16 protein-coding genes are annotated in these 17,172 nt (G+C 70.5%); 6 read left to right on the top strand and 10 right to left on the bottom strand.

Going from position 1 to position 17,172, the window contains the following annotated elements; genetic code table 11:
- Positions 1-475 precede the first annotated feature (475 nt).
- The 4 genes from otsB to NIE79_RS09145 all read right to left on the bottom strand — a co-directional run bounded on the left by otsB (position 476) and on the right by NIE79_RS09145 (position 5,288).
- Positions 476-3,040: a trehalose-phosphatase gene (gene otsB, locus NIE79_RS09160; RefSeq protein WP_238678205.1), complete on the bottom strand. Its 2,565-nt coding sequence runs from the start codon at positions 3,038-3,040 to the stop codon at positions 476-478.
- Between the two features lie 41 nt (positions 3,041-3,081).
- Positions 3,082-4,482 carry an alpha,alpha-trehalose-phosphate synthase (UDP-forming) gene (locus NIE79_RS09155; protein WP_030333449.1) on the bottom strand — a complete coding sequence of 467 codons (1,401 nt, stop codon included), beginning with the start codon at positions 4,480-4,482 and terminating at the stop codon, positions 3,082-3,084.
- Positions 4,483-4,624: 142 nt separating this feature from the next.
- Positions 4,625-5,011, bottom strand: a complete 387-nt coding sequence (locus NIE79_RS09150; protein ID WP_210786149.1) for a PIN domain-containing protein — start codon at positions 5,009-5,011, stop codon at positions 4,625-4,627.
- On the bottom strand, positions 5,004-5,288 hold the full coding sequence (locus NIE79_RS09145) for a hypothetical protein (protein ID WP_238678127.1): 285 nt from the start codon (positions 5,286-5,288) through the stop codon (positions 5,004-5,006). The genes NIE79_RS09150 and NIE79_RS09145 overlap by 8 nt, the downstream gene beginning before the upstream one ends.
- A 210-nt stretch (positions 5,289-5,498) precedes the next feature.
- Between NIE79_RS09145 and ettA the strand changes: the two genes are divergently transcribed.
- The 4 genes from ettA to NIE79_RS09125 all read left to right on the top strand — a co-directional run bounded on the left by ettA (position 5,499) and on the right by NIE79_RS09125 (position 9,084).
- On the top strand, positions 5,499-7,175 hold the full coding sequence (gene ettA / locus NIE79_RS09140; protein WP_210786151.1) for an energy-dependent translational throttle protein EttA: 1,677 nt from the start codon (positions 5,499-5,501) through the stop codon (positions 7,173-7,175).
- A gap of 12 nt (positions 7,176-7,187) precedes the next feature.
- Complete coding sequence (locus NIE79_RS09135; protein ID WP_091405490.1) at positions 7,188-7,634, top strand: acyl-CoA thioesterase; 447 nt, start codon at positions 7,188-7,190, stop codon at positions 7,632-7,634.
- The gene (locus NIE79_RS09130) at positions 7,631-8,368 is read left to right on the top strand and encodes a DUF8185 domain-containing protein (RefSeq protein WP_238678126.1); all 738 of its coding nucleotides are present in this window, start codon (positions 7,631-7,633) and stop codon (positions 8,366-8,368) included. Before NIE79_RS09135 ends, NIE79_RS09130 begins: the two co-directional genes overlap by 4 nt.
- A gap of 131 nt (positions 8,369-8,499) precedes the next feature.
- Positions 8,500-9,084 (top strand): type III secretion system chaperone family protein, encoded by a 585-nt coding sequence (locus tag NIE79_RS09125; RefSeq protein WP_112676053.1) that lies wholly within the window; start codon positions 8,500-8,502, stop codon positions 9,082-9,084.
- A gap of 21 nt (positions 9,085-9,105) precedes the next feature.
- Here NIE79_RS09125 and NIE79_RS09120 read toward each other — a convergent pair whose 3' ends face one another.
- The 4 genes from NIE79_RS09120 to NIE79_RS09105 all read right to left on the bottom strand — a co-directional run bounded on the left by NIE79_RS09120 (position 9,106) and on the right by NIE79_RS09105 (position 13,135).
- The gene (locus NIE79_RS09120; protein WP_308193160.1) at positions 9,106-9,534 is read right to left on the bottom strand and encodes a globin; all 429 of its coding nucleotides are present in this window, start codon (positions 9,532-9,534) and stop codon (positions 9,106-9,108) included.
- A 123-nt stretch (positions 9,535-9,657) separates the two neighbouring features.
- On the bottom strand, positions 9,658-11,043 hold the full coding sequence (locus tag NIE79_RS09115) for an MFS transporter (protein WP_238678124.1): 1,386 nt from the start codon (positions 11,041-11,043) through the stop codon (positions 9,658-9,660).
- A 233-nt stretch (positions 11,044-11,276) separates the two neighbouring features.
- Positions 11,277-12,335, bottom strand: a complete 1,059-nt coding sequence (locus NIE79_RS09110) for a mechanosensitive ion channel family protein (RefSeq protein WP_372471431.1) — start codon at positions 12,333-12,335, stop codon at positions 11,277-11,279.
- 77 nt (positions 12,336-12,412) lie between these two features.
- Positions 12,413-13,135, bottom strand: a complete 723-nt coding sequence (locus NIE79_RS09105; protein WP_238678123.1) for a hypothetical protein — start codon at positions 13,133-13,135, stop codon at positions 12,413-12,415.
- A gap of 268 nt (positions 13,136-13,403) precedes the next feature.
- Between NIE79_RS09105 and NIE79_RS09100 the strand changes: the two genes are divergently transcribed.
- Positions 13,404-13,940: an HNH endonuclease gene (locus tag NIE79_RS09100; RefSeq protein WP_030333470.1), complete on the top strand. Its 537-nt coding sequence runs from the start codon at positions 13,404-13,406 to the stop codon at positions 13,938-13,940.
- 15 nt (positions 13,941-13,955) lie between these two features.
- On the opposite strand, the gene NIE79_RS09095 is transcribed toward NIE79_RS09100, so the two are convergent.
- A complete protein-coding gene (locus NIE79_RS09095; protein ID WP_238678122.1) occupies positions 13,956-15,551 on the bottom strand; it encodes a DUF6194 family protein in 1,596 nt (531 codons plus the stop codon).
- 96 nt (positions 15,552-15,647) lie between these two features.
- Between NIE79_RS09095 and NIE79_RS09085 the strand changes: the two genes are divergently transcribed.
- Positions 15,648-16,379 carry a TioE family transcriptional regulator gene (locus NIE79_RS09085; RefSeq protein WP_308193159.1) on the top strand — a complete coding sequence of 244 codons (732 nt, stop codon included), beginning with the start codon at positions 15,648-15,650 and terminating at the stop codon, positions 16,377-16,379.
- Here NIE79_RS09085 and NIE79_RS09080 read toward each other — a convergent pair.
- A complete protein-coding gene (locus tag NIE79_RS09080) occupies positions 16,322-17,161 on the bottom strand; it encodes a class F sortase (protein ID WP_504893423.1) in 840 nt (279 codons plus the stop codon). The genes NIE79_RS09085 and NIE79_RS09080 overlap by 58 nt on opposite strands.
- Positions 17,162-17,172 lie beyond the last annotated feature (11 nt).

The following is a 17,172-nucleotide window of genomic DNA, read 5'->3' as shown; positions in this document are numbered from 1 at the left end:
AAGTGAATCTTGCCCGGGAGGTCCAAAGGATTCCGCAACGTTGGATTCCACTGGCACGATAGGCACTGCTGCCGCCGCAACCGATTTGTCGACAGAGGTGTCAGCTGAAGCCTGGTACGGGGCAATTCCAAAGGCCAGTAAGGCGGCTCCAGCAACGGCGGCCAACCGTATGGCATTGCGTTTTAGCACAGCGTCTCCCGATTTGTTCAAGGTGGTTACCGCAGCGGATGAGGCGGAGTGGCTGATACCCATCCATCGTTCACTATGGCAATTCCGCCGTGAAGGGTTCAGCCTGTTCGGGACTGTCCCGAACACTCCGCGCGGATCAGCCCGGCAAAAGCCCGACGCGCGGGCGACCGCAGGCCGCGGCGTACAGACTGACCCGGCGGAGTCGGTGCGGCCACAGTCTGACGGGCCGGACAGCCGACGGGGCCGGAGCATGCGCTCCGGCCCCGTCGTCGTGTGTGCGGTCGAACTACTGCTTGAGCATGTTGTCCAGCAGCAGGGCGCAGCGGATCAGTCCGAGGTGGCTGTACGCCTGCGGGTGGTTGCCCAGCCCGCGCTCGGCGAGTGGGTCGTACTGCTCGGGGAGCAGGCCGGTCGGGCCGGCGGTCAGCACCATCTGCGCGAACAGTTCCTCGGCGTCGGTGCGGCGGCCGGTGCGCAGGTACGCCTCGATCAGCCACGCCGTGCAGATGTGGAAACCGCCCTCGCGGCCGGGCAGGCCGTCGTCCCAGTGGTAGCGGTAGACGACCGGGCCGCTGCGCAGGTCCGCCTCGATCCGCAGGACTGTGGACAGGAAGCGCGGGTCGTCACCCGGGAGCAGGCCGGAGAGCCCGATCCAGAGCGACGAGGCGTCCATGTCCTCGTCCCCGTACGCGACGCTGTACGCCTCGACGTCGGAGTGCCAGCCGTGCTCCAGCACGTTGGCGCCGATCCGGTCGCGCAGGTCCTTCCACTCGGGCCGGTCCTCGCCGCCGTGCTCGCGCATCACGTGCAGCGCGCGGTCGACGGTCATCCAGCACATCACCTTGGAGAAGACATGGTGCCGGGGTGGCAGCCGGGCCTCCCAGATGCCGTGGTCGGGCTCGTGCCAGCGGCGGCGGACCGCCTCGACCATGTTCTCCAGGACCCGCCACTCGTCGTCGCGAACCGAACCGCGAGCGTCGGCGACGGCAGCGATCAGGTCGGCGATCGGGCCGAAGACGTCCAGCTGCAACTGGTGGTTGGCGAGGTTGCCGACCCGGACCGGCCGGGAGCCGGCGTACCCGGGCAGCGTGTCGATGACCGCCTCGGCGCCCAGCTCGTACCCGTCGATCGTGTAGAGCGGGTGCAGCCGCTCCGGGTGCCCGCCGGTGCGCTCGATGCAGCCGTCCACCCAGCGCAGCAGCGCCTCGGCCTCCTCGACGGAGCCCAGGTCGACGAGTGCGCGGGCGGTCAGCGCGGCGTCGCGAAGCCAGCAGTAGCGGTAGTCCCAGTTGCGGACGCCGCCCAGCTCCTCGGGGAGCGAGGTGGTCGCCGCGGCCAGGATCGAGCCGGTGGCCTCGTGGCAGAGCCCCCGCAGTGTGAGGGCGCTGCGCGCGACCAGGTCACGGGCCGTGGACGGCAGCCGCAGCGAGGCCACCCAGTCCTTCCACGGCTGCTCGGCGGCGGCCTGCCGCTCGTGGATCGGCACCCGGTGGTGCTCCAGGCTGTGGGTGCCGAAGCGCAGCTCCAGCACGACCTGGCCACCGGCGGCGGAGAGGTCGACGATCGCCTTGGCGGTCTCGTAGCCGCCGTCGTTGCCGACCTCCCACTCCACACCGGGGGCGTAGAGCGCGACCGGCTCGTTGGAGCCGAGCACCAGCAGGCCGTCGCCGATCGGCTGCAACTGCACGGCGACCTGACCGAACTCGGGCCGCGGCGCGAACTCCACCTTGGCCTTGCCACCCCCGGTCAGCACCCGGACCAGTGTCGAGTCACCGGTGATGACCGCCGGGCTGTCGTCAGGAGTGGTCTCGCGGGCCGGCTTGTCCAGCCAGTCGGTGACGGTGAGCCCGGACCACCGGGTCTCCACTGTCATCGTGCCGGAGCGGTAGCGCTGGCCCAGCGGGATGCCGCCGCGTTCCGGGGCGACGCTGAAGTGACCGGCCGGGCTGCCACCCACCAGGTCGGCGAAGATCGCCGCCGAGTCCGGCTTGGGGTGGCAGAGCCAGCTCACCTTGGCCTCGGGAGTGAGCAGAGCGACGGTACGACCGTTGGCCAGCATGGAGTGCCGCTCGATCGGCACCGCCCGCTCGCCGAAGAGCCAGTGTCGACGGGTCTCCAGCAGCAGCGCCAGCGCGCGGGCGGCCTCCAGCGGGTCGGCGACCCGGTAGCCGGCCTTGGTGTCACCCGGGCCGATCTTGATGCCGAGGTCGGGACCGTGCAGGTGGCCGAACGCGTTCTCGTCGGTGATGTCGTCGCCGATGAACAGCACAGCGCTGGAGGCGAGCTGGGTCCGCAGCTGGTCGAGTGCGGTGCCCTTGTGGGTGGCCACGACGGAGAGCTCGATGACCTCCTTGCCCTGGGTCACAGTGACCCCGTCGAAGGTCGCCGGGCCGTTGCGGACCGCCTCGATGGCGGCAGCGGCGACCTGCGGGTCGACCCCTCGGGTGTGCACGGCGACGCTGGCCGGCTTGCGTTCCAGCCGGATGCCCGGGTGCGCGGAGGCGATGTCGCGCAGCGCGTTGCGCACCTGCTGGCGCACTGCCACCAGCTCGGGGGAGAGCCGCTCGACGAAGCCGATGTCGAATTCGGAGCCGTGGCTGCCGACGAGGTGCACCTCGCTGGGCAGCCGCGAGAGGGCGGCCAGGTCGCGCAGCGCCCGACCGGAGACAACCGCCACTGTGGTCTGCGGCAGCGCGGCGAGCGCGCGGACCGCGGCTACCGACTCGGGCAGCGGGACGGCCGTGCTCGGGTCCTCCACGATCGGCGCCAGTGTGCCGTCGTAGTCGCAGGCGACCAGGAGCTGGGGAACCCGGGCGATTCGGCCGATGGCGGAACGCAACTCAGGGTCCATGACCCCGGTGGCGGTTGCCGCCCCATCGTTGACGGACGTGTTCACTCGGCCTCCGCCTCGGGAACTCCGAGCTCCGAGAGGAAAGACTTGGCCCAGTGGCCCACGTCGTGGGTACGCAGGTGACGTTGCATTGTCCGCATCCGGCGGCGTGCCTCGGTTTTCTCCACGTGCACTGCCCGGAGGAGGGCGTCCTTGACCGCGTCCGGGTCGTGCGGGTTACACAAAAATGCCTGGCGAAGCTCGGTGGCGGCACCGGCGAACTCACTGAGTACGAGCGCGCCACCCTGGTCGGCACGTGATGCTACGTATTCCTTCGCCACGAGGTTCATTCCGTCTCGCAGCGGGGTCACCATCATCACGTCGGCAGCAACGTACATCGCCGCCAGCTCACTGCGACTGTACGACTGATGGAGGTAATGGACCGCCGGCACGCCGACCCTGCCGAACTCGCCGTTGATCCGACCGACCTCGCGCTCCACCTTCACCCGTAGTGCCTGGTAGTGCTCCACGCGCTCGCGGCTGGGCGTGGCGACCTGAACCATGACCGCGTCGGGAACTGTCAACTTTCCGTCAGCCAGCAGCTCTCGGAAGGCCTTGAGCCGCAACTCGATGCCCTTGGTGTAATCCAGCCGGTCCACGCCCAGGATTATCGTCTTCGGGTCGCCCAGCTCGGCGCGAATCTGCTTGGCCCGGGCCTGGATCGCCGGATCGGCGGCCATCCGTTCCATCTCCTGGGTGTCGATCGAGATGGGGAAGGCGCCCGCCTTCACCTGCCGACCGTCGACCTGGATCATCTGCCCCTCGTAGCGCAGCCCGAGCAGGTGCCGGGCCAGCCGGACGAAGTTCTGCGCGGCCAGCCGCTGCTGGAAACCGACCAGGTCGGCGCCGAGCAGACCGCGCAGGATCTCGGTGCGGAACGGCATCTGCATGAACAGCTCGATGGGCGGGAACGGGATGTGCAGGAAGAACCCGATCCGCAGGTCCGGGCGGAGCTCACGGAGCATCGCCGGCACCAACTGAAGCTGGTAGTCCTGCACCCAGACCGTCGCACCCTCGGCCGCCACGTCGGCTGCGGCCTCCGCGAACCGGGCGTTGACCAGGCGGTACGCCTCTCGCCACCGGCGCTTGTAGGCCGGCGTCTCCACCGCGTCGTGGTAGAGCGGCCAGATCGTCGCGTTGGACTGGCCCTCGTAGTAGCGCTCCAGCTCCTCGGCGCTGAGCGGGACCGGGTGCAGCCGGATCCCCTCCAGGTCGAACGGCTCGGGGGCCGCGCCGGTGCCACCGGCCCAGCCGACCCAGGTGCCCTTGTGTTCGGCGAGTACGGGATGCAGCGCGGTGACCAGCCCGCCAGGGCTGCGTCGCCACTGCCGGCCCTCGGGTGTGCTCACCTCGTCGACCGGCAGACGGTTCGCCACTACGACAAAGGAGCTACGGACGGTCACGATCGGCCACCTCCGGGTACTGACGGGTCCACCGCGATGAGCGTACTGAGCGTAGCTGCGGCGTCTTGTGCCCCGTGCCGGAGTCTCCTACCCGCCTCGGACCAGCCGAATCCTAAAGGTGATCTTGTCGACAGCCCGCGGGTCAGAGGTCGATGATCGGCCATTCCTTCGGCAGCACCTCGCCGAGCAGCTCCCGCCGGTCCGTCATGATCGGTGTAATCGCCCGAGCCGCCTCCATCGCAGCCTGGGCCAGGTCCATGCCGCCGAGGGTTCGCGACCAGCCGCCGAGAATGGCGCACATGTCGTGCTCGACGGGCGTGACCATGACCTGCTCCAGGTCGCCGACGATGTCGAGCAGTGGCCAGCCGTCGCTGGTCACCTGGCGGTACGCGGCTGCGAGGCAGAGCGCGGGGACGATCACGCCTTGCCCCTTGTCCGCGACTTTCGCTATCTGCTCCCCGACCGCTTCCATGCCTTCCGAGTAGGCGAGGAGGCAGCCCGTGTCGAGGACGAGGCCGGCATCAGTCACGAATGGTCATCCGTCCGCGAGACGCCGCGCCCAGCAGGGCAGCTGCCTTGGATCGCAGTTCCGGAGTGATCTTCGCCTGTGCCTCGTCGAGTTGCCTGCCCGCCTCGGCGAGACCTTCATCAGTGAGCTGGAAGCCCACCTGTCGAAGTGCCCGCCGCGTGCGCTCGCCAGCCATTCGCTGACGAACGGAGTCGGTGATGAAGGCGGAGACGTTGGATTCCTCGGCCAGCCGCTCCGCCACGTCATCCGGCACGCTGATGGCGATCTTCTTGGTCATACCAAGGACGCTAGCGGGTGATACCACGGTCGGCAAGGAGGCTCGCCCGCGTACTCCTGGGGCGGGGTGATGTGGGCGAAGCGCGCCGTACCTGTCAGGATTGACGATGGCGTGCGCGCGGCCGGCTCCCGGCCGGCGGCGGCGGGCGGTCCTCGCAGCCCGCGCCGCGCCGCCGATCAGCGACAGCAACCGACGGAGGTAGCCCGCACCGTGGCCCAGTACATCTACGTCCTGGAAAAGGCGCGCAAGGCGCACGGCGACAAGGTCGTGCTCGACAACGTCACGTTGAGCTTCCTGCCGGGAGCCAAGATCGGTGTGCTCGGTCCGAACGGCGCCGGTAAGTCCAGCCTCCTCAAGATCATGGCAGGGCTGGACAAGCCGAGCAACGGCGAGGCCCGACTCATGCCCGGCTACACCGTCGGCATGCTCGCCCAGGAGCCCCCGCTCAACGAGGCCAAGACCGTGCTCGGCAACGTCGAGGAGGCGGTCGCCGAGACCAAGGCCAAGCTGGAGCGGTTCAACAAGATCGCCGAGCAGATGGCCACCGACTACTCCGACGAGCTGATGGAGGAGATGGGCAAGCTCCAGGAGGAGCTCGACCACCTCGACGCCTGGGACGTCGACTCCAAGCTCGAACTGGCCATGGACGCGCTGCGCTGCCCGCCGCCGGACGCCGACGTGACCCAGCTCTCCGGTGGTGAGCGTCGCCGGGTCGCGCTCTGCAAGCTGCTGCTGGAGGCGCCCGACCTGCTGCTGCTCGACGAGCCCACCAACCACCTGGACGCGGAGAGCGTCTCCTGGCTGGAGCAGCACCTCGCCAAGTACGCCGGCACCGTCATGGCGATCACCCACGACCGGTACTTCCTCGACAACGTGGCCGGCTGGATCCTGGAGCTGGACCGCGGCCGGGCCATCGGTTACGAGGGCAACTACTCCACCTACCTGGAGAAGAAGGCCGCCCGCCTGGCCGTCGAGGGTCGCCGCGACGCCAAGATGAAGAAGCGCCTCACCGAGGAACTGGAGTGGGTCCGCTCCAACGCCAAGGCCCGCCAGACCAAGTCCAAGGCCCGCCTGGACCGGTACGACGAGATGGCCAACGAGGCGGAGAAGACCCGCAAGCTCGACTTCGAGGAGATCCAGATCCCGCCGGGCCCGCGCCTGGGCAGCACGGTGATCGAGGCGGTCGACCTCAGCAAGGGCTTCGGCGACCGGCTGCTGATCGACAACCTGTCGTTCTCGCTGCCGCGCAACGGCATCGTCGGCATCATCGGCCCCAACGGCGTCGGCAAGACCACCCTGTTCAAGACCATCGTCGGGCTGGAAGAGCCGACCGGCGGCCAGGTCCGCGTCGGCCCGACCGTCTCGCTGTCGTACGTCGACCAGAACCGCGAAGGCCTCAACGGCGACAAGACCGTCTGGGAGGTCGTCTCCGACGGGCTGGACTACCTGATGGTGGGCAAGGTCGAGATGCCGTCGCGGGCGTACATCGCCGCGTTCGGCTTCAAGGGACCGGACCAGCAGAAGCCGACGAAGGTGCTCTCCGGCGGTGAGCGCAACCGGCTCAACCTGGCGCTGACCCTGAAGATCGGCGGCAACGTCATCCTGCTCGACGAGCCGACGAACGACCTGGACGTGGAGACGCTGTCCAGCCTGGAGAACGCGCTGCTGGAGTTCCCCGGCTGCGCCGTGGTCATCTCGCACGACCGGATGTTCCTGGACCGCGTCGCCACGCACATCCTGGCCTGGGAGGGCGACGACCAGGACCCGTCCCGGTGGTTCTGGTTCGAGGGCAACTTCGAGGCGTACGAGAAGAACAAGATCGACCGCCTCGGCGCGGAGGCCGCCCGGCCGCACCGGGTGACCTACCGCAAGCTGACCCGCGACTGACCGGCCGAGAAGGTGTCTGACCGCTTCGTCTACCACTGCACCCTTCGCTGGTCCGACCTGGACGCGTACGGCCACGTCAACAACTCGCGCTTCCTCACCCTGTACGAGGAGGCGCGGGTGGCGTTGATGTTCGCCGGCGGCCGGGCCTGGGGCGTCGGCTCGTTCGCCGACGGCGTGGTGATCCGCCGGCACGAGGTCGACTACCTGCGCCCGGTCGACTACGCGCTCGGTCGGGCCACCGCGGAGGCCGCACCCACGGTGCGGATCGAGCTGTGGGTGGAGGAGATCCGGGCCTCCCGGTTCACCGTCGCCTACGAGCTGTACGACGGCGAGGTGCTGGCCAGCCGTGCCCGTTCGGTGCTGGTGCCGTTCGACCTGACCCGCCAGGTGCCCCGACGGATCACCACCGAGGAACGCGACTTCCTGCTCACGTACGCGCCGCAGGGCGGTGCCGCGTGACCCGGCCGGGCACCGCCGAGCCCGGCCGGGTGGCGGCGTCCACCCACGGTATTGCCGGTGTGGCGGACGCGGGCGCCTTCCTGGCCCGGCTGGTCCGGTTGGATCCGGTCGCGCCGGTCCGGCTGCGGCCGGCCGGCGCACCGGGCCGGGTCGCCCTCTGGGCCCGGCTGCCGTGGCAGGTCCTGGTGGTCCGCACGGTTGCCGGTGGGCCGGCGGACGGCGACGCCGAGGACGTCACCGTGGCAGCCGGGGAGCTGCTCGCCGAGCTGGAGCGGGGCGGTGCGACCCTGCCGACCCGCCGGGACGCCCAGTGGCGCTGGCCGCTGCCGCCGACGCGGAGCCACCAGGTGGAGGCGCTGCCCGTTGCCGAGTTGCGACGGATCGCGGACGCGGCGGCGGGCACCCTGCGGACGGCGAGCGAGCAGGGTGTGGCCGGCCGTGCCGTGGGCCAGCGGGCCCTGCGTGACGCGTTGCTCGACCACGTGGCGGTGCTGATCACCCCGGACGGGGCGCCGGCCGCGCCGGTCGAGGTGTCGCAGCGGCTGGTGCAGGGGGTGGTCCGGATGGGCTTCCTCGGCGCCTCCGACGGCTCTGCGGATGACGAGGGCGGAAACGCCGTTCAGGTGCGGGTGGCCGGTCGTTGGGTCGGCCTGGTGGGACTGCATGGAGCGGCTTGGTTGCAGAAGGCCACGGATCTTGCCGTGACGCCGCTGAGCGCTCGTCCGAACGGATGACCCCGGGTCATTCTTCTGGTCAGGGGCGGTCGGTGGGGGGATGCTTCAACCCGGCTGTCCGGGTACCGTCCATCCTCGGATCCAACGCACCGTAGGCGACTGGATCCGCTGGGGAGTGAGGTGCGCGAGCGATGCCGTGGTGGTCATGGCGCCCCGGTCCCGCCGACGGCGGCGATCCGGAAACCCGAAGCGGGATCACAGTCGATAACGCGGTCCGGATCGGACCGCCCAGCCCTCGCCAGCCGGGGGACGACTGCCCGTCCAACGAGCGGCCCGTGCTGACCGAGATGCCCGCCACCGTCGAGCCGGTGAGTCTGCGCCGGGTCTGTGACGCGCTCGATCTGCTCGACGTCCGTTACCTGGCCGACGGCGACGGCAACCTGCTGGCGATGTGGGAGCGGCACGCGGTGCTGGTCACCCTCGAAGGGCCGGAGGACGAGATCCTGGTCATGCGGGCACGTCCGCACGCCACGGTCCCGCCGGACTGGGCCGACCGGGCGTACCGGGTGGTCAACGAGTGGAACCACACCCGCCGGTTCTGCAAGGCGTACATCGGTGACCCGACCGAGCGCGGTCAGCTACCGATCTACGCCGAGCTCCAGGTGCCACTCGGTGCCGGCACCCACGACGCGCTCCTGGTCGAGATGCTCGACTGCGGCGCGGCGGTCGCCACCAGCTTCGTGGACTGGCTGCACGATGAGGGTGCGCTGCTCTGACGCCGCTCCGGGTCCTGTGGGTCAGCCGCCGTTGGCCGGGTCTTCCTCGACGTTGACCATGAAGTACGCGGCCCGCTCCAGGTAGTCCCAGAGGGTGCCGGCGACCTCCGGCTCAAGGTCGAGCCGGTCCACGGCGCGGCGCATGTTCCGCAGCCAGGCGTCCCGTTCGGCCGCGCCGATCCGGAACGGCGCGTGGCGCATCCGCAGCCGCGGGTGCCCGCGCTGGGCGGAGTACGTGTTCGGTCCGCCCCAGTACTGCATCAGGAACAGGGTCATCCGGTCCGCGGCCGGGCCCAGGTCCTCCTCCGGGTACATGGGCCGGAGCAGGGGGTCGGTGGCGACGCCGGCGTAGAACTCGTCGACCAGCTTGCGGAAGGTGGGTTCGCCGCCGACCGCTTCGAAGAGGGTCATCGACGCCCCGGGACGGTCGGATTCACCTGCGGAATTCACAGTTCCATCCTGCCAGGTGCGCCCGGTGCCGACCCGACCCGCACGGCGTGCGTCGGATCACGCCCTGTCGACAACCCCGAATGTCGGTCACCCGGCCCGCTCGGGCGGACGTCGCTTCGACGGTCAGGTGACCGCGTGCCGGCGGTGGCCGTCCCCGGCATGAGGGTCGGACGTGCCTCCCACCGGGCCGTCGCTGGCCGGGTCGCCGGGCCCGGAGGGCGGCGGATCGGCGTTGGCCAGCGAGGCGGCAGCGATCGCGTCGTCCACCGTCTGCTGGTCCGGCCAGCGCAGGGCGGCCACCGCCATCAGCACCACCCCGGCCGCGCTCCACACCCCGACCACGACCGGAATGGGGAACCGTTCGGCGAGCATCCCGGTGACCAGCACCGCGAGACCCTGGATGACCTGTATGCCGGTGGCCATCACCCCGAAGGCGCGGGCCCGGAACCCGTTGGGCAGCGCCTGGACGAACAACCCGTTGGCCATCGGGATCATGCCGGCGACCGCGAAACCGCAGAGGGCGGCGAGCAGCGCGACCACCAGCGGCGGGGGGTCGAGTAGCACCGGTACGAGCATCAGCGGGGCCAGCACCGCGAGCGGCCGCATCAGCTTCAGCCGGCGAGCCGGCCCGAACAGGCGACTCACCAGCAACCCGCCGAGGATGAAGCCGACCGGGTTGGCCACCATGATCGCTGCTTGTGCCGTGCCCGCACTCAGCGCGCCGCGGCTCTCCTCGCTGGCCCAGGCCGCGGCCAGACCCTCAGGAACGATCGAGAAGAGCATCGCGCTGAACACCAGCACCGCGATGGCCCGCAGCACCGGCGTGCGGAACACGATGTCGAACCCCTGGCGAGTCTCCCGCAGCAGATGACTGCGGTGGGCCGGGTTCATCACCGCCGGGCGGTTGCGTACCCCGAGCCGAACCAACAGCGCCGAGAGACCGAACGTGGCCGCGTTGAACAGCAGCGCCGCCTCCGGGTCGATCGCTGCGACACCGGCGCCGAAGACGTACCCCACGACCTGGGCGGCCTGCCCGACGCTGCTGTTCAGCGACAGCCCCAGCACCAGTCGGTCCCCCGTGAGCAGCTGCGGGATCAGCGCGGACTTCGCCGCCTGGCTCGGCGGATTGGCCAGGGTGGCGGCGAAGATGAGCACCAGCACCGCCTGGTACGGCAGGCTCGGAATAGCGATGAGCAGCATCAGCGCCATTCGGATGAGGTCGCACGCCACCATCACCCGTCGGTACGGGTAGCGCTCCGCGAGTGCGGCGAGCACGGGACCGCCGAGCAGCCAGGGCAGGAAGCTGACCGCGAAGGCGATCGCGGAGAGCGCGACGGACCGGGTCTGCTGATAGACGAGCAGGGTGACGGCGGCCTTCGCGACGTAGTCGCCGACCCAGGAGAGGGTGCCAGCCACGAACACGGCCCGGAACTCGTGCTGGGCGAAAACTTCGCGGAATGTGGCGGGCCCTTCCGCAGAAGGTCGCTCGTCAGGCACCGTCGCCTCCATCGGCCCCGGCTCGGCCGCTCGTGGCAGCCCGGCCGGAAGCGCTCGTCAGATCTACGGATCAGCGAGGATGTGATCACGCTTTGGTGGGAACGCGTGCTCCGGATTCTGCCCGATCGTCTGACAACTAGCTAGGTCGAACGGGTCGTTCGTCGCCTCCCCGACTGAACGAACGGACGATACCCGAGGGGCCGGCCGGCTCGCGACCCCCGAATTGCCGGACAATGTCGGCGGTTTCAGGTAGCGCCGCCCTGACCAGTCTCACCGTCGGGCAACGGCCGGGTCGAGAGACCGGGATAGATGCGGGCGGCCGCGATCTGCGCGGTGATCCCCGAATTCTCCAGCGCCTCGGCGAGACGTCGACGCAGTTCCCGGCCGACAGCGAACTGCCCGTCGGCGGTCGTCTTCACCACGGTGCGGATGACCGCGCCGTCCACAGTCACCTGCTCGACACCCAGCACCTCGGGCGCCTCCACGATCTCCGGCGACAACTCCGGGTCCATCGCGACCGAGGCGGCCGCGGTCCGTAGCACCGCCGTCGCCTCCTCGGTGCTGTTGAAACCGATCGGGAGGTCCACCACCACGAGGGCCCAACCCTGGCTCTTGTTGCCCACCCGGATGATCTCGCCGTTGCGGATGTACCAGAGCACGCCGCGACCGTCGCGCACTGTGGTGACCCGCAGGCCGACCGACTCGACCACGCCCATCGCCTCACCCAGGTCGACGTTGTCGCCCACGCCGTACTGGTCTTCGATCAGCATGAAGAGGCCGGCGATCAGGTCCTTCACCAGGCTCTGCGCACCGAAGCCCAGCGCGACGCCGGCGATCCCCGCGCTGGCCAGCAGCGGAGCCAGGTCGAAGCTGAACTCCCGCAGGATCATCAGCAGCGCGATGCCGAAGACGAAGGCGGTGGTCAGGCTGCGCAGCACCGACCCGATCGCCTCGGCCCGCTGCCGTCGTCGCTCGGGTACGAACTCGGCCGGGTCGACCGCGGCGGTGGGTACCCGCTCGCGCAGCGGCCGCAGCATCGTCGGCACCGCACCGTCGGTGGTCGTCCGAACCAACCGGTTGATCGTCCGGTGCAGCGCCCAGCGGGCCACCATCGCCAGTGCCAGGATCAGCAGCACCCGAAGTGGTTTGAGCAGGATCCAGTAGCTTCCCTCGGCGAACCAGGCCGACTCGGTGATCCGGTAGATCCACTCGCAGGAGGTGCTGCCCTGGCAGCTCACCGAGACGGCGTCGGACAGGGCTAGGGGCGTCACGCTGGCGGCACTCACCCTGTCTTCGTACCGCAAGGGGCCCGAGCGCCCACCGCCGACCCACCGGCGGGGTCACCTACCGGCGCGTGCAGGACGCCGCTGCCGGTTGTTGCTCACCCTCTCCCGGGCAACGCGGCGAGGAGCCGTTCGTACTCGGCCTGACTACCGATCGCCGCCCGGTGTTCGGGGTGCGCGACGTAGTGTCCGATCACCGCGGCGAGGAATCCCGCGTCGACGATGTCCGTCCGCAACGCCCCCCGACTTCGCGGAATGCCGCGCCGCCGGACCAGCCGGGGTTCAGTGATCCTCATCGGGAGCCACTGACGGCGATCGGCAGCCGGGGGGATCTGCGGGGCCAGCAGGGCCTCCCACGGCACGGTGAGCGAGCCCAGCGGCCAGGTCTGGCGTACCCCGGACGGATGCAGCCGTATCCCGTGACCCCGCCACGCCCACGCCACCACCAGCGCGGTCAGGCCGACCCAGAGAACATCGAGGACCACGTCGAACGTCGACGGCGTCCCCTCGCTGACCGAGCGCGCCAGTGCGTCGACACGTGTGGACGCGGGCCCGAGGTAGCCCAGGGCGAAGAACACCGTCCAGGCGGGCCCGGGTGTGGCGAAGGCCGGAACCTGCGGCCGCACCACGAGGTAGGCCGGACGGACCCCCATGATGACGATCGCCAGGATCAGGGCCGCCAGGGAGACGAGGATCAACAGGCGCTGCCCCACGATGGACGCGGACCCCGGGGTTGCGGCGTTCACGCCGACCAGGAGAAGCCCAAGTGCCAGGACGACGTGCCGGTGACGCACGGTGAAGGCGGACAGCTTGTCGATCATGCCCGTGACCATAGGAGCCGATGGCTGCTGGACCTGCTGGCCGATCGGTCGAGGCTGAGCACCGAAGCGTCGTAGATCGAGGTGCCTGGCCCGGCGTGGGTGATCCGCTTACCAGAAGAGAGATTAGTACGTGCAATCCGGGGTCCGATCAGGGACTATTGGCGCAACGGACGTCGGTGATCGGCCCGGCGTCGACCGTGTGGGCCGGTGTGCCCGGCCCCGGTCGACGGCGGTCCCCAGCAGCCGCTGAACCGGGAGGGTGAGCGCGATGCCTGACATACGACCCACGGTGGGCTCCGGCGCGTTGGTCCTCAACGCCACCTACGAGCCGCTGTGTGTCGTGTCGGTGCGTCGCGCCGCGATCCTCGTCCTCTCCGCCAAGGCGGTCTGCGTCGCCGATGGTGACGGCATCCTGCACAGCGCCCGGGACGCGCTCCCGGTGCCATCGGTGGTCCGGTTGACGCGCTTCGTCCGGGTGCCGTACCGAACGCATGTCGGGCTGTCCCGACGGGCGATCTTCGCCCGGGACGGGTGGCGTTGCGCCTACTGCCGGGGCCCGGCCGAGACCATCGACCACGTCTTCCCGCGCAGCCGGGGTGGCCGGCACGCCTGGGAGAACGTGGTCGCCGCGTGCGCCCGGTGCAACCACACCAAGGGCGACAAGACCCCGGCCGAGATGGGGTGGCGGTTACACGCGTTGCCGGCCGCCCCGAAGGGCACCGCCTGGCGGGTGCTGGGCCACCGCGCCCCCGACCCCCGCTGGGCCGACTGGCTGGACCTGCGGGAGCCCGAGGCGGCCGCCTGACTCCGCGGGGCGTGGTCAGGCTCCGGATTGCGGGCCTTTCGTCCGGCGCGCTGCGCGTTCGTGGCGGTCGACAGCTCGGCGGTACGCGATCGCGAGGAGCCGGTCGATCTCGGGTAGCAGGTGCGGGCCGGGCATGACGATGCTGGCGAAGCCGTACTGTGCGTAGCCCGGGTGCGGGGCGAGGGTGTCCAGTCGGGCGAAGTCGAACTCGTGCCGGTGCTCCTCGAACGCCTTGGGCGGAAAGCCGAACAGCCGCTCGAACTCGGTCCGGCCCAGGTCCAGGTTGAGGCGGAAGACGCCGGGGCGGTCAAGCTGTGCGGCCTCGTCGAAGCCGGGCACGTCGTGCTCGACGATGGTGGCGAACGGCTGGCGGCGGTCCGGGCCGACGAAGAAGAACCGATCACCCCACGCGGCCTCGGGTGATCCGATCTCCTCACTCGCCACGACCTGCTCGACGTCGGGCAGTGCGACGACCCGATCGGCGAGCACGGCCGCGTCGACACCCGTCGGGACGTGCAGGAGCACGTCGGCGTGTTCGATGGCGGCCCGGTCGAGCGGGAAGTAGCGGTAGTCGTGCGTCCGCTGCTCGGCCGCCCCGACCTCAGACGTCGGCAGGTACCGGGGAAGTCTGGTCTCCTGCTGGAGTCCGCCCTCGTAGGTGGCGGGGGCGGGCGGCCCGATGCCGAGCGCCGGGCTCGCGCCGAGGCTGCCGGCGATCACCGCGTACCGGTCGCCCAGCAACGACGCGATGATCGCGCCGGCGCCGGCCCATGACAACTGCCTGTCGGCCAGCGTCATCGTGCTCTCGTGGCGCTGGAGGTGCGCGTTGTGCGCGAAGACCAGCGTGGGCCCGCGGTGCGCCTCGGCCGATCGGATCGCGAGCAGGTTCTCGGCCATCAACGCGTCCCGTACCCCGGCCAGGCGGGCGAAGCGTTCCTCCTGGGCCAGTGGTGCGGCGGCCGCGGCGTGGTAACGCAGCAGCGCGACTGCGGCGGTGGCGTGTACGAACGCCGCCTGCCAGCCCGCTGACTTCCGCGGCGCCCGCAGGTACAACTCGGTCAACAGGTCGTCGGCGAGCACCCGCAGTCGCTGGGCGTCGGTCGAGCGCCCGATCGATCGGCCGGGCTCCCAGATCGCGGCCGGGTCGCTCCACCGGGCGTCGTCCCCGATCAGGTCGTCGATCTCGCCAGACCGGTCCAGGTCGAGGAAGTGGCAGACCTGATTGAGGAGCCGGCGCGGGCTCGGCGCGCCCTCCAGCTCCACAGGAGCGTCGAAGCCGTGGAACGTCAGGCGCTCGGCGACCGGCCGTCCGGCGTTCAGCTCCCGCATCCGCAGCAGGAGGTCGCGGTTCGCCGGGGCCGCTCCGAATCCGTGGCTGAAACCTTCGGTGAGCGCCCGGTCGAGCGTCACGGCGGCGACGCCCTGGACGAACTCGTCGGCGATCAGCCCGGCCGCCCGGTCGCTCTCCACGGCGATCGAGCGGTAACCGTGCTCCGCCAGCGACAAAAAGGCCTCGTTGCGGAGCTGGAGGAAGGCGGACTCACCGTGCGTCGGCTCGCCCAGCGCGAGCAGGTCCGGGGATACCGCCAGCAGGTCGAGAAAAGATGGCATTCCATGAACCGTATCGTTGAACCAGCGGTTGAAACTCACGAGCGGTGGAGCGCGGTGACAGCCACAAAACCTTCAAAAGCACTGGTACGCCGACCGGTGGATCTCGCGCGTGCCCACGGCCTCTCCGCGCAGGCCGTGCGCAACTACGAACGAGACGGTGTCCTGCCGCCGGCCCAGCGCACCCCGAACGGCTACCGTCGCTTCACCGAGCTGCACGTCAAGGCGTTGGCGGCCTACCTCGCCTTGATCGCCGGCCACGGCCATGCGGCCAGCGGCGAGATCATGCGCGCCGTCAACCGTGGCGAGATCGACGCGGCGTTGCGCACCATCGACCACTGCCATGCCCTGCTCCAGCGCGATCGGGAGACCCTGGACGCGGTCGAGGCGGCGGTGGCGACGCTCACCGGAACGAGACCGCAACCGCGGAGCCAGAAGGCCGTGCCGATCAGCGCGCTGGCCCACCGGCTCGATCTCCAGCCGGCCACGCTGCGCAAATGGGAGCGGGCTGGTGTGCTGCGGCCGGTACGTGATCCGGTGACCCACTACCGGCTCTACAGTCCCGACGACGTCCGGGACGCCGAACTCGCCCACCTGTTGCGCCGCGGCGGGTACCGGCTCGACCACATCGCCGGCGTGCTGCGTCGAGTGCGCGACGCCGGCGGTGCCGAACCGCTCGCCGCGTCGCTGCGCCAGTGGCGGCAACGGCTCAGCGAGCGAGGCCGGGCCATGCTCACCGGGGCCGCCCGGCTCGCCGATTACCTCGACGCTGCTCAGCCGCCTGAACGCGCCTTGACCAGCGAGGCGAAGACCACCACGTTGTCCGCGTAGCCGGTCTCGCCGCCGACCCACTGACCGCCGCAGGTGATCAGTCGCAGGCTCGGGCGGCTGAAGTCGCCGTACACCTCGTCCACCGGCAGTCGGCCCTTGTCGAATTTCTCCACCGAGTTGACCTCGAAGACCGCCACGCGCTGGTCGGTGCGGGTGACTTCGATCTCGTCACCGGAGCGCAGCTCGCGGAGTTTGTGGAAGACCGCCGGCCCGCTGGTGGTGTCGACGTGCCCGACGATCACGGCTGGGCCGTACTGGCCCGGGGTGGGCCCCTGGTCGTACCAGCCGGCCTCCTGGGCGCGGGCCGCGTCCGGCACGGCGATAGTGCCGTCCGGGGCGATGCCCACGTCGTGTACGGGCGCCCGCACGTCGATCTTCTCGATGGCGAGGCTGGTCGGACGGCTGGCCGGCAGCACCGGGAACTTCTTCGGCGGCGGTCGCAAACCGGCGCTGAGCCGGTCCGGCAGCAGGCTCATCCCGGTCACCTGCTCGACCCCGAGCATCGCCACGATCACCACCATCAGCGCGGCGATGGCCAGCACCGGCAACCCGGGGCTCGTACCGAAGCGGTGTCGGGCCGACGGCGGCCCGGCCGGACGCCGCGGCGGCAGCGGGCCGGCGGCCGGATCGGTGGTCGTGACGCTGGCGGACACGGCCTGCCCGGCGACCCGGCGCAGCCGCCCGGAGACGCGGGCCACCAGCCGGCCGGACGCGCGCAGCGCCGGGCCGGCCCGAAGGCGGGCGCGGCGGTCCGGCCGCGCACGCGCGGATCTGCGGGTCATGGGTGATCCGG

The sequence above is a fragment of the Micromonospora trifolii genome, assembly GCF_022229005.1.
In the GTDB taxonomy this organism is placed as follows: domain Bacteria; phylum Actinomycetota; class Actinomycetes; order Mycobacteriales; family Micromonosporaceae; genus Micromonospora; species Micromonospora trifolii.
The sequence above is the reverse complement of the archived record's forward strand: the minus strand, read 5'-3'. Positions and strand labels throughout refer to the sequence as shown.

Bases quoted from the DNA above. Each gene is read 5' to 3' on its own strand.
- NIE79_RS09125 (WP_112676053.1), top strand. From the start codon at position 8,500: ATGCCGTGGTGGTCATGGCGCCCCGGTCCCGCCGACGGCGGCGATCCG.
- otsB (WP_238678205.1), bottom strand. From the start codon at position 3,040: ATGGACCCTGAGTTGCGTTCCGCCATCGGCCGAATCGCCCGGGTTCCC.
- NIE79_RS09115 (WP_238678124.1), bottom strand. From the start codon at position 11,043: ATGGAGGCGACGGTGCCTGACGAGCGACCTTCTGCGGAAGGGCCCGCC.
- NIE79_RS09145 (WP_238678127.1), bottom strand. From the start codon at position 5,288: ATGACCAAGAAGATCGCCATCAGCGTGCCGGATGACGTGGCGGAGCGG.
- NIE79_RS09095 (WP_238678122.1), bottom strand. From the start codon at position 15,551: ATGCCATCTTTTCTCGACCTGCTGGCGGTATCCCCGGACCTGCTCGCG.
- NIE79_RS09105 (WP_238678123.1), bottom strand. From the start codon at position 13,135: ATGATCGACAAGCTGTCCGCCTTCACCGTGCGTCACCGGCACGTCGTC.
- NIE79_RS09100 (WP_030333470.1), top strand. From the start codon at position 13,404: ATGCCTGACATACGACCCACGGTGGGCTCCGGCGCGTTGGTCCTCAAC.
- NIE79_RS09080 (WP_504893423.1), bottom strand. From the start codon at position 17,161: ATGACCCGCAGATCCGCGCGTGCGCGGCCGGACCGCCGCGCCCGCCTT.